A 14,175-nucleotide genomic window follows, 5' to 3' on the forward strand; every position below is an offset into this window, starting at 1 on the left:
CCAACCGCCTCGTCGGCATCCTGCACGGCTGCCTCAAAACCCGCACCCCCTACAACGAGACCACCGCCTGGTCGCATCGCGTCGAGAAAGCCGCCGCTTGACATTCAAACTCCTGGGATGTCTTTCACCAACTAAGTTGGTAGAAGGTGCCCTTCACCTGTCACTCGAACGGAGAACGGCGCGACTCGCGTCGCGGAGCACGAGTTCGTTCGTGACCGGGGGCTGTTGGCTCTCGTGTTCTGTCCACTGGGGACAGGGCGCCGCGGTCACTCGTCCAGCGCAGTTGACCAGCGGATGATCCGGACCGGCCGCATACTCGCCTGTCGTAGGTCTCCCCGATCCAGGTGCTGGTCCGCGCGGATCGGCACCGCCGCGCGGAAGCGAGGTATCGCCAATGCGTCTCCGGCTGGGTTTCCCGATCGCCCTGTTGCTGGCCGCCACCGTGCCGCCCACCGCGGGCGCGACATCCGCCCCCGAGACCACCAGCACGCACATCGCGTTGCGCGACGCGCCGCTGAACCGCTCCGCAACGCGCGAAGTGCACGCGGACACCCCTTTCGACCTGGTCGGTTTCACCTGGCGCGGGGTCGGGCCGGAGCGCATCGAGGTGCGCACCCGAAGCACCGCCGGTTGGGGGCAGTGGACGTCACTGGAACCGATCGACTCGACCAGCGGCAGCGAGCCGCTGTGGACCGGGCCCGCCAGCGACGCGCAGGTGCGCGCCACCAGGGGCGGCGCGGACGTGACCGGTGAGCTGGAGCTCGTCGCGATCAACCCCGGTGCCGGGCCGACCCCGGAGCCCCGATCGCGCGCCGCTGGTCAGCCGCCGATCGTCAGCCGCGCCGAGTGGGGCGCCGACGAGAACCTGATGACCTGGCCACCGGAGCCCACCGAGACCAAGGCGGTCACGGTGCACCACACCGCCGAAACCAACGACTACACCTGCGACCAGTCGGCTGGCATCGTGCGGGCGATCTACCACTACCACGCCGTCGAGCTGAAGTGGGGCGACATCGGTTACCACGCGCTGGTCGACAAGTGCGGCACGGTTTTCGAGGGACGCGCCGGCGGGCTGGCGGGCGATGTCATCGGCGGCCATGCGCGGGGCTTCAACCGCAACACCTTCGGGGTGGCGATGATGGGCAACTACGACCGCGTCGCGCCGCCGGGCAAAACCATCGAGGCGGTGGCGAAGATCAGCGCGTGGAAGCTGGACGCCGCGGACGTGCCAGCGGACGGGCGCGCCCTGCTGATCGCGGAGCCGGCGAACAACGCCAACTTCCCGCCCGGCACCGAGGTCCGGCTCCCGACGATCTTCGGCCACCGGGACGTCAGCAAGACCGCCTGCCCGGGTCAGCAGGGTTACGACCAGCTCAGCACGATCCGATCCCGGGCCACCACCCTGCAACGCGATCAGCAACCGTGACCGTCACCACCAGCGGTCGAGCAGGTGGGCCACGCCGTCCTCGGCGTTGGTGGTCGTGACTTCGTCGGCGACCGCCAAGGCCGTGGGATGGGCGTTGCGCATCGCCACCCCGTAGCCGGCCCACTGGAGCATCGGGACGTCGTTGTGCATGTCGCCGAAGGCGATCACATCGGCCCGGTCGACGCCGAGCTGCTCGGCGACCGCCGCCAGCCCGGTCGCCTTGTTCACCCCCGCCGCGGACAGCTCGATCAGCCCGGAGCTGGTCGAAAAGGTCAGCTGCAGTTCGGAGCCGATCACCGCACCGGCCACCGCCGTCATCTCCGCGCTGGTCAACTGCTCGTGCAGGACCAGCAGCTTGACCGCGGGCTTGCCGGTCAGCTCGTCGATTCCGACCATCCGGATGTCCGAACTCATCCACGTCCGGCGAAAGCCGGGCTCCGCGAGGAACTGCTCGTGGATCCGGTCTCGCGCACCGTCGGTGGCCCGCTCCACCGCGAAGTAACAACCCGGCAGCTCGCGCCGCAGCTCGCGCGCTACGTCGTGCAACAACACCGGGTCGATCGAGTGACTGTGCAGCACCCGATCGGCGGCCGTGTCGTAAAGCACCGCACCGTTCGCGCACACCGCCATCCCGGTCACCCCGAGCCCATCGACGACCGACGGCATCCAACGCGGCGGACGCCCGGTGACCAGCACCAACGGCGTTCCGGATGCCACCACGCGGCGCATCGTTCGCGCGGTGCGCGAACTCACCCGCTCCATCGGGTCGAGCAGTGTTCCGTCCACGTCCGATGCCACCAGGCCAGGTTTGCGCACGTCGTAATCCTGCCTGGTGCGAACCGCCCAACCGGAACCGAGCACCCGTCGGCGCGATCCGCGCCACGTTGGCCCGCACCCGATCGGGTCGAAATCGGTGAGAGGCGACCAGTACGGTCGACAGCGTGCGAGTTGGGATCGTGATACTGCCCGAACATCGGTGGTGGGCCGCGGAGCCACTGTGGCGGATGGCCGAGGAGTACGGCTTCGCCCACGCCTGGACCTACGACCACCTCGGTTGGCGGTCCCTTGTGGACAAGCCGTGGTTCGACGCGGTACCGACGCTGACCGCCGCCGCGACGGTCACCTCGACGATCCGGCTCGGCACCCTGGTCGCCTCGCCGAACTTCCGGCATCCGGCGCACTTCGCGCGGGAGCTGACCGCGCTGGACGACATCTCCGACGGCCGGATCACCCTCGGCATCGGCGCGGGCGGCGGCGGCTTCGACGCGCACGTGCTGGGCTACCCCGAACTGTCCGCCCGGCAGCGCGTCGACAGGTTCACCGAATTCGTCGACCTGCTCGACCTGATCCTCAGCCAGGACCGCACCGACTATTCCGGTGAGTACTACACGGCGGTCCGGGCGCACCGGGCGCCCGGTTGCGTGCAGCTGCCTCGACTGCCGTTCGTGATCGCCGCCAACGGGCCTCGGTCGATGCGCCTGGCCGCCCATTACGGCCAGGGCTGGGTGACCACCGGAGGACGGGCCGACGACCTGGAGTCCTGGTGGCGGTCGGTCGCCGAATTGTCGCTGCGATTCGCCGAAGTGCTCGCCGCGCAGGGCCGCGATCCGGAGAAGGTGGACCGCTACCTGCAGGTGGACGCCGCGCCGGTCTTCTCGATGTCCACTGTGGACCATTTTCGCGAAGTGGTCGGCAGGGCCGCGGAACTCGGCTTCACCGACGTGATCACGCACTGGCCGCGAGCCGACGGGCCCTACGCGGGCAAGGAATCCACCGTCGAGGAAATCGCCTCCGAGGTGCTCCCCGAGCTGTGATCAACTCGGGTCGGCACCGTTACCGGGGCGGCGCCAGCAGCGTCGTGCCGACCGCGAGGAACTCGGCGGGGTGCTCGCCCAAAGCGGTGCGGGACGCGGGCGCTGACGCTGTCCCCGGCGCGCAGGGTCGTCGACTCCTGGTCGTGCTCGACGTGCAACTGCCCGTCGAGCGCGAAGAGCCAGTCGTGACCCTCGTGCCGGACCGGGCGCACACCCTAGCTGGTCGCCACGGCCCGACCATGAGTCGGCGGTCGAGCCCGCGCTGTCGTCGCAGGTGTGCCCCCCGCAGCCGCCGGGTAGGCCTGTCGCGGCAGGAGGTGGTGGTGATGTCGACGCAGAACATCGTGCGTTGCCTGCTGGACGAGGCGGGCACCACCTACGCCGAGCAGTCCGGGATCTCGATGGCGAACAAGCCCGCCCCGCTGTACCGGTTGTTGGTGCTGGCCGTGCTGATGTCCACCCGGATCAAGGCTGAACTGGCGGTGTCCGCGGCTCGGGAACTCGCCGAGTTCGGCACCCCGCAGAAGATGTGCGACGCGACCTGGCAGCAGCGGGTCGAGGCGCTGGACCGCGGGCGCTACACCCGCTACGACGAGAGCACGTCCACCGCCCTCGGCAAGGGCGCGCAGCTGCTGCTGGACACCTACCACGGCGATCTGCGGCGGTTGCGGGCGAAGGTCGACGGGGACGTCGAGCTGCTGCGGGAGAAGCTCACCGAGCTGCCGAGGCTCGGCCCGGTGGGCGCGGACATCTTCTGCCGCGAAGTGCAGCTGGTGTGGCCCGAACTCCGGCCGTTCTTCGACCGGAAGGCTTTGGCAGGTGCGGAAAAACTCGGTCTGCCGACCGATCCGGACCGGCTCGCCGAACTCGTCGAAGGCCCCGACCTGGCCCGGCTGGCCGCCGCCCTGGTCCGCACCACCCTCGACCGCGGCCTCGCCGCCGAAATCACCAAAGCAGCCTGACGGGTGAGCAGTGATGGGCACCTTTCGCCAACTAACTTGGTAAAAGGTGCCCTTCACCTCTACTTGATCGGTTCGAGGAGGTCGCGGCCGCCGAGGAAGGGGCGCAGGGCTTCGGGTACGCGGACCGAGCCGTCCGGTTGCTGGTGGTTCTCGAGGATCGCCACGATCCAGCGGGTGGTGGCCAGCGTGCCGTTGAGCGTGGCCGCGATCTGGGGGCGGCCGTCGGCATCGCGGTAGCGGGTGTTCAGCCGCCGCGCCTGGAACGTGGTGCAGTTCGACGTCGAGGTCAGCTCGCGGTAGGTCTGCTGGCTGGGCACCCACGCCTCGCAGTCGAACTTGCGGGCCGCGCTGGCCCCCAGATCCCCGGCCGCGGTGTCGATCACCCGGTAGGGCACCTCGATCTTGGCGAGCATCTCCTCTTCCCAGGCCAGCAACCGCTGGTGCTCGTCGCGGGCCTCTTCCTCCCGGCAGTAGACGAACATCTCCAGCTTGTTGAACTGGTGCACCCGGATGATGCCGCGGGTGTCCTTGCCGTAGGACCCGGCCTCCCGGCGGAAGCACGTCGACCAGCCCGCGTAGCGCAGCGGACCGGCGGAGAAGTCGACGATCTCGCCCGCGTGGTAACCGGCCAGCGGGACCTCGGAGGTGCCGACCAGGTAGAGGTCGTCCTCCGCCAAGCGGTACACCTCGGTGGCGTGCGCGCCGAGGAATCCGGTGCCCTCCATGATCTCCGGGCGGACCAGCACGGGCGGCACGACCAGGCTGAAACCGGCGGCAGTGGCCTGCGCGGCGGCCATGTTCAGCAGCGCCAGCTCCAGCTGTGCGCCGATCCCGGTCAGGAAGTAGAAGCGGGCGCCGGAGACCTTCGCGCCGCGCTCCATGTCGAAGGCGCCGAGCGAGGTGCCCAGGTCGACGTGGTCGGCGATCTCGAAGTCGAACTCCGGGGGCACGCCGACGTGCTTGAGCACCGCGTAGTCGTCCTCACCGCCGGGCGGGGTCTCGGGTTCGACGATGTTGGAGACGGCCTTCTGCGACCGCAGCAGCTCTTCCTCGGCCGCCGTCTGCTCCGCCTCGGCCGCCTTGACCTGCGCGGCGAGGTCCTTGGCCTGGGCCAGCAACGCTTCTCGTTCCTCGCCCTTGGCCTTGCCGACCTGCTTGCCGAGCTGCTTCTGCTCGGCGCGCAGGTTGTCCGCGCGGGACACCGCGGACCTGCGACGCTCGGCGGCGGACAGCAGCGCGTCCACCAGGGACGCGTCTTCTCCTCGCGCGCGCTGCGAAGCGCGCACGGCTTCCGGATCTTCGCGTAGCGTCTTCAGGTCGATCACAGCTGGTCAGCCTAGCTCTACCCGGTTGCACCTCACACGAGCGGGGGGCCGGGTGCGCAGCGGGTGACGGCTTTAGGAACTGGCGGGGATTCGGTGCGGGATGAAGGCCGCGCCGTCGTCGGTGATCAGACCGGCCGTCTCGCGGATGCCCAGGCCCGCCGAGGAGTCGCCGACCACCCAGGCACCGAGCGCCGGGCGCATCCCGTCGAACTCCGGCAGCGGATCGAAGGCCTGGTAGACGTAGCCCTCCTCGCCGTACACGCCACCGGTCTCGGTCTCCCAGCCCGGCGCGACGACCGCGATGTTGTTGCCCTCCCGCCCGAGCCGGGGTTTGCGCACGTACTCGGTGAGCAGGCTGGGCTGGTCCAGGAACGTCGGCAGCAGGTTGGGGTGCCCCGGGTGCATCTCCCACAGGACCGCCAGCAACGCCTTGTTGGACAGCAGCATCTTCCACAGCGGTTCGACCCACTGGGTGGCGGGCAGGGTCTTGATGGCGTGCTTGCCGAACTCGTCGTCGACCATCCACTCCCAGGGATAGATCTTGACCACCGAGTTCATCGGCGCTTCTTCCAGGTCGACGAAGCGCTCCAGCAGGCTGTCCCAGCCGATCTGCTCGATGGCCAGACCGACGGTGTTCAGCCCGGCCTCCGCCGCGGTCTCCTGCAGGTAGGCCGCGGTGAGGTTGTCCTCGCCGGTGATGTCCGCCGACGACCAGGTGAAGTGCACCTCGTTGGTGGCCAGCTGCTCGCTGATCTCGCTCCAGCGCTCGACGAGCTTCTCGTGGATGGAGTTCCACTGGTCGTCGCCCTCGTGGCACTCGGTCAGCCAGTGCCACTGGACGACCGCCGCCTCCAGCAGCGAAGTCGGGGTGTCGGCGTTGTACTCCAGCAGCTTCGCCGGGCCGGTGCCGTCGTAGCGCAGGTCGAACCGGCCGTAGAGGTGCGGGTCGTGCCGCCGCCAGGACTCGGCGATGTGCGGCCACACCCACTCCGGGATCCCGAAGTCCTTGTAGCGCTCGGTGGTGACGACGTGATCGACGGCGTCCAAGCACATCGAGTGCAGCAGCTCGACGTCTGCCTCCAACGACAGCACCTCGTCGAGGCCGAACTCGTAGTGCACGCCCTCGTCCCAGTAGGGCCGGTCCGTGCCGTCCGCCGCGCGTGCCGGGGTGCCGAAGACGAGCCCGAGCTCTTCGACCTTCGCCTGCCAGTCCGGCCGTCGCGCTGAAGTCCTGCGCCGCACCCGTCAGCTCCCGCCGCTGCCCGTCTTGCTGCTGATGCCGAACCCGCCGCGCTGGACGGTCTTGCCGGTGGTGTCCTTGATCGTCGAACCGCTCGGCCTGTTGAAGGACGAGCCGGACGCTGGCGAGCCCACCGGCGGCGCCGACACACCGGCCGGTGTGTAGGCGTAGCGGTAGGAGTTGTAACCGCCGATCCCCCCACCCGGCAGGAAGATCGGCATGAAGAACATCCCACCGCTGGTGTAGCCCTGGTGGGAGTTCACGTAGTTCTCGTCGCAGTTCTGGTCCTGGTCCCGGGTACCGGGCTGGCCCGACTGCTCCGTGGCGCAGTACTGCTCGCTGGCGTTGGCCTGGTTGCTGATCTCCGACGCCGAGTACATCGCCGCCACCAGCGCCACGACGCCGACCGTCGCGCCGCCGCCGATCATGATGCGGCGCCGCTTCTGCGTCTTGCGCGCCGCGGCTTCGCGCTCGGCCCTGTGCTGCTCGTCGCGCCGCTTCTCGGCGGCTACGCGGGCGCGCTTTTCGGCCAGCGTCGGTTCGCGCGCGGTTGTGTGCTCCGGATCCTGGTAGCGGATCCGACCCTGCCCCGCCTCCTCGGCGGGCTCGGGCTGCACCGGTTCAGTTGCTTGCTTCAGCGGGTCGTGCGGGGTCCCCTCGGCCCGCTGCGGCCGGTCGTCGTCTGCCACTGGCTTGCCATCTTCCGTCATAGCCCCCAACTCCCAAGAGCAACATTACCCATACCAGCACCGGTCGCGGCAACGAATCGGTTCCGAAGCCCACTGCTCGTGCGTGAAAATCCCGGTTCTCACCGGACCAATCCCTCACGAGCCCCAGGCGTCACGCAGTCCATGGGGACCGCGCAGGGCCGGTGGTGGGCGGGCATCATGTGATCGATGGCCGCGCCCGAATCACCTCCCAAGTCCAGCCGGAACAAGCCCCACACCCGGCTGCTGATGATCTCGGCCGCCATCGGCGCCCTGTTGGTCCTGGTGATCAGCGCGGTGATGAACTGGCCGACCGGCGGTGAGACCGGGGTCGGCGGATCCGGGCGGATCGGCTCGGCTCCCGCCCCGCGCGTGGTGTTCGAGGCCGAACCGGGCGTCTGCCTGAACTGGACCGAGCCGGATGCCGCCGACATCAGCCAGGTCACCTGCGCCGAGCGGCACCTCTTCGAGGTCACCGGCACCGCGGACCTGCGCGACGAGTTCGGCGACAACGCCCCCTTCCCGGACACCGAGCGTTGGCAGGAGATCAAGCAGCAGCGCTGCATCGAGGTGTCCAACCAGTTCCTGGCCAACCGGTTCGACCCGCACGGCCGGTTCAGCGTCGGGGCGTTCACCCCGAGCGAGGACGGCTGGAGCAACGGGGACCGCGTGCTGCACTGCGGTCTGCAGCAGCCCGGGCCTTCCGGCAAGCTCTACCCGATCACCGGCAGCGCGGCCCAACTGGACCAGTCCAACACCTATCCGGTCGGCCGCTGCCTGGGCATCAACGGCACCGCGGTGTGGGATCCGGCGGACTGCGCCCGGCCGCACGCGGTGGAGATCACCGGCGTGGTCAACCTCGGCGAGCAGTTCCCCGGCGGCTATCCGGCGGAGCCCGATCAGGACGGTTTGCTAGCGACCAGGTGCGCCGATCTGACCGCGCAGTACGCCGGAGGCCCGACGGCGGCCAAGGACAAGGGCCTGATCATCTATTGGGACACGCTGGCGCAGGAGAGCTGGGACGCCGGTTCGCGGCAGGTCAACTGCAAGGTCAGCGCGCAACTGCCGGATGGCAGCGGGCTGGCGCCGGTGACCGGCAGCGTCAAGGGGCAGGTGCAGGTCGGTACCGCACCGGCACCGCACGGCACGGCCCCGAACGAACCGGGCGTGCCCGCCACCGAACCTCGCTGACGTGCGGCTGGTCATGCGGTAGAACAGGGTCATGCCGGTTGAGATGACCCGTACCCGGTTCGAGGAACTGGTGGCCGACGCCCTCGACCTGCTGCCCGTGGAATTCGCGGCCGCGATGAACAACGTCGTGGTGCTCGTGGAGGAAGCCAACGCCGACGATCCGTCGCTGCTCGGGTTGTACGAAGGTATCGCGCTCACCGAGCGGGACAGCACCTACAGCGGGGTGCTGCCGGACCGCATCACGATCTACCGCCAGCCGCTGCTGGACATGTGCGCGGACGAGCCCGAAGTGGTCGACGAGGTCGCCGTGACGGTGGTGCACGAGATCGCCCACCACTTCGGCATCGACGACGAGCAGCTGCACGCCCTGGGTTGGGCCTGAACCGCTGATCAGCGCTGGTCCAGGCCGTCCCAGGACAGGCAGCGCCAGCCCGTTTCGGAATCGGGGTCGGCTTCGAGGACGATCACGCCGGTGTTGGGCAGGTACGTCGAGTTGGCCTCGGTGCCCCCGACGTTCGGCGCCAGGGCGCTCGCCGCGAGCCGCAGCATCGCACCGTGGCTGATCAACGCCACCGCACCGGCGCTGGCGCCGTCCACCGCGCGGCGCGCCCCGGCGACGAAGCGGGTCAGCGCCTGGCGACCGGTTTCGCCGCCCGGCATCGGCACGTCGAGCTGCCCGGCGTGCCAGCTGGCGTAGACGTCGTCGAAGATCCGCAGCGCCGCCGGATCCCCGCGGCCTTCCAACTCGCCCACGTAGATCTCGTGCGTGCCGTCGACGATCTGCAGTGGTAGGCGGTGCCGCTGCGCCAAGGGCCGCGCCGTCTGCTGCGCGCGCAGTGCCCGGCTGGCGTGCACCGAGACGATCTTCTCCTCGGCGAGCCGCTCGGCCAGCTGATCCGCTTGCTGCTGGCCCAGGTCGGTCAGTGCCGGGCCGGGCGGCAGGGTGTCGAGCAAATGCCGCACGTTGGCCGGGGTCTGCCCGTGGCGGGCCAGCACCAGGCGCAATCCGGTGGGCGCCACCAGTTCGAGGTCGGTCATGCCAGCCGCCCCGCGCGGAGGTCTTCGAGCCACTTCGCCGCGGACTGGAACGCCTGCTCCGAGGCGGACGGGCGCACGCTGGCCGGAGAGCGATCGGCCTTCGGGTAGGACCCGAGGAACCGGACCACGCTGCACCGGCGGCGCAACGCCGTCAACGCGTCACCGATCCGGGCATCCGCGACGTGCCCGTCGAAGTCGAGGAAGAACCGGTATTCGCCGAAGCGGTCCCGGAGGGGGCGGGACTCGATGCGGCTGATGTTGATCCCGCGCAGCGAGAGCTCGGCCAGCATCTCGGTCAGCGTGCCGACCTCGTCGCTGATCACCGCGCACACCGAGGTCCGGTCGGCGCCGGTCGGCTCCGGTGGCACACCGGGTCGGCGGACCAGCAGGAAGCGGGTGACCGCGTCGCGCACATCGGCGAGCTCACCGGCCAGCCGCTCCAGCGAGGGGTAGTACTCCAGCGCCACGGGCGCCGAGATCGCCGCGTCGAACTCACCGGCCGCCGCGGCGGCTGCGGCGGCGGCGGTCGAGCTGGTCGCCTGGGTGCGGGCGTCGGGCAGGTTCGCCGCCAGCCAGCCGCGGACCTGCGCGAGGGCGTGCGGGTGGCTGGCCACGGTGCCGATCTCGGTCAGCGCGGTACCGGGCTTGCCGAGCAGGTCGAACTGCACCGGCAGCACCGCTTCCTGGACCGCGACCAGCGGTTCGCCGGTGGTCAGCGCGTCCAGCGTGGCCGGTACCGAGCCCTCGACGGAGTTCTCCACCGGAACCCCAGCGGCCAGCACGTCTCCGGCGCGCACCGCGGCTAAGGCCATCGGCACCGTCTCGTAGGGCACGAGTTCGGCGTCGAATCCTTTGGTCAACAGCCGTGTGGCCTGTTCGGTGAAGGTGCCCGGCGGGCCGAGGTACGCGATTTGTGGCACCCGCCCAGACTAGGAGCCCGCCCTCGAACTCGTGCCGCGGGGCGGCGCGGGTGTCGGCCCGCCGCGGGAATCGCTGTCGCCGTCCCGGTTTCGGCGAAGGTGTGACCTACCCAATGCCACCGCGCCACGCATTCCTGCGATGCTGTGGGGTGTGACCGCAGATTCGGAGCGCTCAGCGGATGGAGCGGAGCCGGACCTGCAGCTCGTTCTGTGCGCGTTGGACGAGCCGCTGGCCGCCGCCTGGCACGAGATCGCCGACAGCAGAGCCGGCCTCACCGTGCACCAGGGTTCGGTGCTGGACCTGCGGGTGGACGCGGTGGTGAGCCCGGCGAACTCCTATGGCTGGATGCGCGGCGGCATCGACGCCGTGTACGCCCACACGTTCCCCGCCGTCGAAGAGCAGGTGCGCAGCGCGGTGCTGGCCTACCACGGCGGTGAGCTGCCGGTGGGCGAGGCGCTGTTGGTGCCGACCGGAGCGCCGAACCCGATCTGGCTGATCAGCGCGCCGACGATGCGGGAACCGGGCGAACGGCTGCCGGTCGACACGGTGCATCCCTACCTCGCGGCGCGGGCGGTGCTGCGCCTGTGGTCCAGCGGCGTTCTGGACAACGGCGCGCTGGTCCGGCGGGTGGTCCGGTCGGTGGCGATGCCCGGGCTGGGCACCGGTATCGGCGGGGTGGCGCCGGATCTGTGCGCGCGGCAGGTGGCCGCGGCGTGGGACGAAGCCTTCGCCCCCGTCGAACAGCTCTAGCAGTTCGTTCCGGTGCGAATCGGGATTTTCCCGCGGATCTCGATCTTGGCCGGGGCACTCGACAGCTTGTCGACGCCTTGTTCCCGATCGATGAATAAAAGTTGAGTCGTATCCGCGCATGTTTTGATGATCAGGCGGACCGGGGTGGAAGTGAGTACCGTCGGCCGCACCGGCAGACGACCGAGGAGGTCCACATGCTCATTCGCCGTTTGGCCCGGCCGATGCTCGCCGCGATCTTCATCTACGGCGGGATCGGGGCGTTGCGCGATACGCCGAGCCACGCCAAGGCGGCGGCCCCGCTGCTGGAGCGGACCACGACCCCGATCAAGGACTCGCTGCCGGAGCGGTTCCCGACCGATCCGGAAACCCTGGTGCGCATCGACGGCGCGGTGAAGATCGGGGCCGGGACGCTGCTGGCGATCGGCAAGTTCCCGCGGCTGGCCGCGCTGCTGCTGGCCGGGAGCATCGTGCCGACCACGCTGGTGGGGCACGCGTTCTGGGAGATCGACGACCCCGAGCGGCGGGCCAACGAGCAGGCCCACTTCCTCAAGAACGTCGGGCTGCTCGGCGGCTTGCTGATCACCGCGGTCGACACCGGGGGCAAGCCGTCCGTCGGCTACCGCGCCAAACGCCGAGCGCACCTGGTCGCCGCGCAAACCCAGCAGACCGTGGGCGCGGTCAAGGGCGGCAGGAAGGCCAGGAAGCGCAAGTAACCGCGGATTCCCGGTCACCAAGGCGACCCTCCGCGCAGCCGCTGGTGAGCACGAACGTAGCGTGGTGTTCGTGCCAGTCAGGGTGCTGCTTGTCGATGATCATGAGGTGGTCCGGCGCGGTCTGCGCGATCTGCTGGACACCGAAGAAGACGTGGCGATCGTGGCCGAGGCCGGTGGTGTCGGCGAGGCGCTGGTCCGCGCGCAGGCGACCCGGCCCGACGTCGCGGTGATCGACATGCGGCTGCCCGACGGCGACGGCCTGGAACTGTGCCGTCGGCTGCGCGCCCTGGCCGAACCGCCGTACTGCCTGGTGCTCACGGCCTTCGACGACGAGAGCGCACTGGTCGGGGCGATCAACGCCGGTGCCTCCGGTTATCTGCTCAAGCAGGTGCGCGGGCAGGATCTGGTCAACGCCGTGCGCGAGGTCGCCGCCGGGCGATCGCTGCTGGATCCGATCACCACCGGCCGGGTGCTGGCGAAGTTGCGCCAGTCCGCCAGCCCCGAGCCGGACGAACTCGCCGCCCTGACCGAGCGGGAGCGCCGGGTGCTCGAACTGATCGGTGAGGGGCTGACCAACCGGCAGATCGCCGAGCAGCTGTTCCTGGCGGAGAAGACGGTGAAGAACTACGTGACCTCGGTGCTGGCCAAGCTCGGCATGGAGCGCCGGACCCAGGCCGCCGCCTGGGTCGCCCGCCGCCAGAGCCAGAACTGACGACGAACCAGCCCGGTCGGGCGTGCAGCACGCCCGACCGAACGGCATCGGTTCTGGATCATGCGTGGCCCTGGACTGCGGCGGTGATCCCTTTCCTGTCGAAGGCGGGCACACCGGAAAGGATTCACCGTTGTCCGGATCGACCTCGCCCGGCGCACACCGAGCAGTACCCGGTTGGTCGCTCAGTCGGGGTTCGTGGTGAGGGGGACTTCCCAGGTGATCGTGGTGCCGCTGTCCGGCGACGAGGTGATCGCGCAGCGGCCGCCCGCCGCGACCGCGCGCTCTTCGAGGTTGCGCAGCCCGCGTTTGCTGACATCGCGCGGAATTCCGCAGCCGTCGTCGACGACCTGCAGCAGCAGGCCGGACTCCGAGCGCCGCACCCGCACCAGCACGGTCTGCGCCCCGGCATGTCTGACCACATTGGACAGTGCTTCGCGCAGCGCCGCTCGGGCGTGGTCGGCCATCGGCACCGGGACGTCGCTGAGATCGCCATCGATCTCCAGCTGCGGCGGGCGCCCCAAAAGCTCCCCGGCGATCTGCACCTCGGACCGCATCGAATCGTCCAAAGCTGGCGCGTGACCAGGGGTTTCCGGGTCGGCGGAACGCAGCGTGCGAGCGGTCGCGCGGACCTCGGCGATCGCCTGGTCGATCTGCTCCATCGTCTCGGCCAACCGGGCCGCATCGGCGGTCTCCAACCGGCCGGACAGCCGTCGCTGCAAGACCTCCAACTGCACCCCGGTGGCGTAGAGCCGCTGCACGATCACGTCGTGCAGATCGCGCGCGATGCGTTCCCGCTCCTGGTAGACCGCGATGCGCTGGCGCGCGGTGGAGCCTTCCGCGAGCACCAGCGCGAGACCGGCCTGCGCCGCGAACGACGTCAGCACGTCCACCGCGACCCGGGTGAACGTGCTCGCGCCGCGCCGCCGGTACACGGCCAGCGCGCCCAGCCGACGTTCGCGGGTGCCGAACGGCGCTACCGCGAACGGGCCGTAAACCCGCAGCGCGGCGGGGACGTACGGGGCGGTCAACGGGTCGTCGATGAGGTCGTCGACGACGACCGGCACGCCGCTGCGGGCGACCCGCGCCGCAGCGGAACGCGACGACAGGACCGTGCCGACCGGATCACCGAGCGGACCGGTGGCGCTCGGTGACCCGTAGGCGGCTTCGACGGTCAGGCGGCCGTCATCGGCTCGCACGGTGACGACGCCGAGATCGGCCTCGGCGAGTTCGGCGGCGCGCCGGACCACCAGCGGGAGGACGGCCTCCGGGTCCTCCGCGGACAGCGCCAACCTGGTGATCTCGGTGGACGCCGCCAACATTCGCCTGGCGAGGGTGGATTCCATGACATGCACGAGGCTATAGCTCCCAGCAGCGTG

16 protein-coding genes are annotated in these 14,175 nt (G+C 70.0%); 8 read left to right on the forward strand and 8 right to left on the reverse strand.

Features of this window, described 5'->3' with window-relative positions; all coding sequences use genetic code 11:
- The first annotated feature begins 394 nt into the window (after positions 1 to 394).
- Entirely contained in the window at positions 395 to 1,426 is a 1,032-nt protein-coding gene (locus ACTWQN_RS21665; RefSeq protein ID WP_443205356.1) for a peptidoglycan recognition protein family protein, read from the forward strand.
- Between the two features lie 3 nt (positions 1,427 to 1,429).
- Here ACTWQN_RS21665 and ACTWQN_RS21670 read toward each other — a convergent pair whose 3' ends face one another.
- The gene (locus ACTWQN_RS21670; RefSeq protein ID WP_443205357.1) at positions 1,430 to 2,242 is read right to left on the reverse strand and encodes an HAD family hydrolase; all 813 of its coding nucleotides are present in this window, start codon (positions 2,240 to 2,242) and stop codon (positions 1,430 to 1,432) included.
- A 125-nt stretch (positions 2,243 to 2,367) separates the two neighbouring features.
- Between ACTWQN_RS21670 and ACTWQN_RS21675 the strand changes: the two genes are divergently transcribed.
- Positions 2,368 to 3,240, forward strand: coding sequence for an LLM class flavin-dependent oxidoreductase (locus tag ACTWQN_RS21675; RefSeq protein ID WP_443205358.1), 873 nt, complete (start codon positions 2,368 to 2,370; stop codon positions 3,238 to 3,240).
- On the opposite strand, the gene ACTWQN_RS21680 is transcribed toward ACTWQN_RS21675, so the two are convergent.
- Positions 3,180 to 3,452, reverse strand: a complete 273-nt coding sequence (locus tag ACTWQN_RS21680; RefSeq protein WP_443205359.1) for a cupin domain-containing protein — start codon at positions 3,450 to 3,452, stop codon at positions 3,180 to 3,182. The two genes, ACTWQN_RS21675 and ACTWQN_RS21680, sit on opposite strands and share 61 nt — an antisense overlap.
- A 114-nt stretch (positions 3,453 to 3,566) precedes the next feature.
- On the opposite strand from ACTWQN_RS21680, the gene ACTWQN_RS21685 reads away from it, so the two are divergent.
- On the forward strand, positions 3,567 to 4,202 hold the full coding sequence (locus ACTWQN_RS21685) for an endonuclease (RefSeq protein WP_443205360.1): 636 nt from the start codon (positions 3,567 to 3,569) through the stop codon (positions 4,200 to 4,202).
- A 59-nt stretch (positions 4,203 to 4,261) separates the two neighbouring features.
- Here the strand turns inward: ACTWQN_RS21685 and serS are convergent, their stop codons facing one another.
- The 3 genes from serS to ACTWQN_RS21700 form a co-directional block, all read right to left on the reverse strand.
- Positions 4,262 to 5,527 (reverse strand): serine--tRNA ligase, encoded by a 1,266-nt coding sequence (gene serS, locus ACTWQN_RS21690; protein WP_443205361.1) that lies wholly within the window; start codon positions 5,525 to 5,527, stop codon positions 4,262 to 4,264.
- 72 nt (positions 5,528 to 5,599) lie between these two features.
- Complete coding sequence (locus ACTWQN_RS21695; protein ID WP_443205362.1) at positions 5,600 to 6,769, reverse strand: glutathionylspermidine synthase family protein; 1,170 nt, start codon at positions 6,767 to 6,769, stop codon at positions 5,600 to 5,602.
- A gap of 3 nt (positions 6,770 to 6,772) precedes the next feature.
- Entirely contained in the window at positions 6,773 to 7,456 is a 684-nt protein-coding gene (locus ACTWQN_RS21700; RefSeq protein WP_443205363.1) for a DUF1190 domain-containing protein, read from the reverse strand.
- A 207-nt stretch (positions 7,457 to 7,663) separates the two neighbouring features.
- Between ACTWQN_RS21700 and ACTWQN_RS21705 the strand changes: the two genes are divergently transcribed.
- Together ACTWQN_RS21705 and ACTWQN_RS21710 are read left to right on the forward strand one after the other, a co-directional pair.
- Positions 7,664 to 8,665 (forward strand): septum formation family protein, encoded by a 1,002-nt coding sequence (locus tag ACTWQN_RS21705; RefSeq protein WP_443205364.1) that lies wholly within the window; start codon positions 7,664 to 7,666, stop codon positions 8,663 to 8,665.
- Positions 8,666 to 8,696: 31 nt separating this feature from the next.
- Positions 8,697 to 9,047 carry a metallopeptidase family protein gene (locus ACTWQN_RS21710; protein WP_443205365.1) on the forward strand — a complete coding sequence of 117 codons (351 nt, stop codon included), beginning with the start codon at positions 8,697 to 8,699 and terminating at the stop codon, positions 9,045 to 9,047.
- An 8-nt stretch (positions 9,048 to 9,055) separates the two neighbouring features.
- On the opposite strand, the gene ACTWQN_RS21715 is transcribed toward ACTWQN_RS21710, so the two are convergent.
- Positions 9,056 to 9,703: a histidine phosphatase family protein gene (locus ACTWQN_RS21715; protein ID WP_443205366.1), complete on the reverse strand. Its 648-nt coding sequence runs from the start codon at positions 9,701 to 9,703 to the stop codon at positions 9,056 to 9,058.
- Positions 9,700 to 10,623 carry a prephenate dehydratase gene (gene pheA, locus ACTWQN_RS21720; protein WP_443205367.1) on the reverse strand — a complete coding sequence of 308 codons (924 nt, stop codon included), beginning with the start codon at positions 10,621 to 10,623 and terminating at the stop codon, positions 9,700 to 9,702. Before pheA ends, ACTWQN_RS21715 begins: the two co-directional genes overlap by 4 nt.
- Positions 10,624 to 10,762: 139 nt before the next feature.
- On the opposite strand from pheA, the gene ACTWQN_RS21725 reads away from it, so the two are divergent.
- The 3 genes from ACTWQN_RS21725 (at position 10,763) to ACTWQN_RS21735 (ending at position 12,799) form a co-directional block, all read left to right on the forward strand.
- Positions 10,763 to 11,374, forward strand: a complete 612-nt coding sequence (locus tag ACTWQN_RS21725; RefSeq protein WP_443205368.1) for a macro domain-containing protein — start codon at positions 10,763 to 10,765, stop codon at positions 11,372 to 11,374.
- Between the two features lie 194 nt (positions 11,375 to 11,568).
- Positions 11,569 to 12,087 (forward strand): DoxX family protein, encoded by a 519-nt coding sequence (locus ACTWQN_RS21730; RefSeq protein WP_443205369.1) that lies wholly within the window; start codon positions 11,569 to 11,571, stop codon positions 12,085 to 12,087.
- A gap of 70 nt (positions 12,088 to 12,157) precedes the next feature.
- Positions 12,158 to 12,799: a response regulator gene (locus ACTWQN_RS21735; protein WP_443205370.1), complete on the forward strand. Its 642-nt coding sequence runs from the start codon at positions 12,158 to 12,160 to the stop codon at positions 12,797 to 12,799.
- A gap of 182 nt (positions 12,800 to 12,981) precedes the next feature.
- Here ACTWQN_RS21735 and ACTWQN_RS21740 read toward each other — a convergent pair whose 3' ends face one another.
- Positions 12,982 to 14,142, reverse strand: coding sequence for a GAF domain-containing sensor histidine kinase (locus tag ACTWQN_RS21740; RefSeq protein WP_443205371.1), 1,161 nt, complete (start codon positions 14,140 to 14,142; stop codon positions 12,982 to 12,984).
- Positions 14,143 to 14,175: the final 33 nt, after the last annotated feature.

Source organism: Saccharopolyspora antiqui (assembly GCF_052246905.1).
Taxonomy (GTDB): Bacteria; Actinomycetota; Actinomycetes; order Mycobacteriales; family Pseudonocardiaceae; genus Saccharopolyspora.

What these genes read in the sequence shown, in the direction of transcription:
- ACTWQN_RS21665 (WP_443205356.1), top strand. Translation starts at nt 395, where the DNA reads ATGCGTCTCCGGCTGGGTTTCCCGATCGCCCTGTTGCTGGCCGCCACC.
- ACTWQN_RS21685 (WP_443205360.1), top strand. Translation starts at nt 3,567, where the DNA reads ATGTCGACGCAGAACATCGTGCGTTGCCTGCTGGACGAGGCGGGCACC.
- ACTWQN_RS21705 (WP_443205364.1), top strand. Translation starts at nt 7,664, where the DNA reads ATGGCCGCGCCCGAATCACCTCCCAAGTCCAGCCGGAACAAGCCCCAC.
- ACTWQN_RS21710 (WP_443205365.1), top strand. Translation starts at nt 8,697, where the DNA reads ATGCCGGTTGAGATGACCCGTACCCGGTTCGAGGAACTGGTGGCCGAC.
- ACTWQN_RS21715 (WP_443205366.1), bottom strand. Translation starts at nt 9,703, where the DNA reads ATGACCGACCTCGAACTGGTGGCGCCCACCGGATTGCGCCTGGTGCTG.
- ACTWQN_RS21725 (WP_443205368.1), top strand. Translation starts at nt 10,763, where the DNA reads ATGCTGTGGGGTGTGACCGCAGATTCGGAGCGCTCAGCGGATGGAGCG.
- ACTWQN_RS21730 (WP_443205369.1), top strand. Translation starts at nt 11,569, where the DNA reads ATGCTCATTCGCCGTTTGGCCCGGCCGATGCTCGCCGCGATCTTCATC.
- ACTWQN_RS21740 (WP_443205371.1), bottom strand. Translation starts at nt 14,142, where the DNA reads ATGGAATCCACCCTCGCCAGGCGAATGTTGGCGGCGTCCACCGAGATC.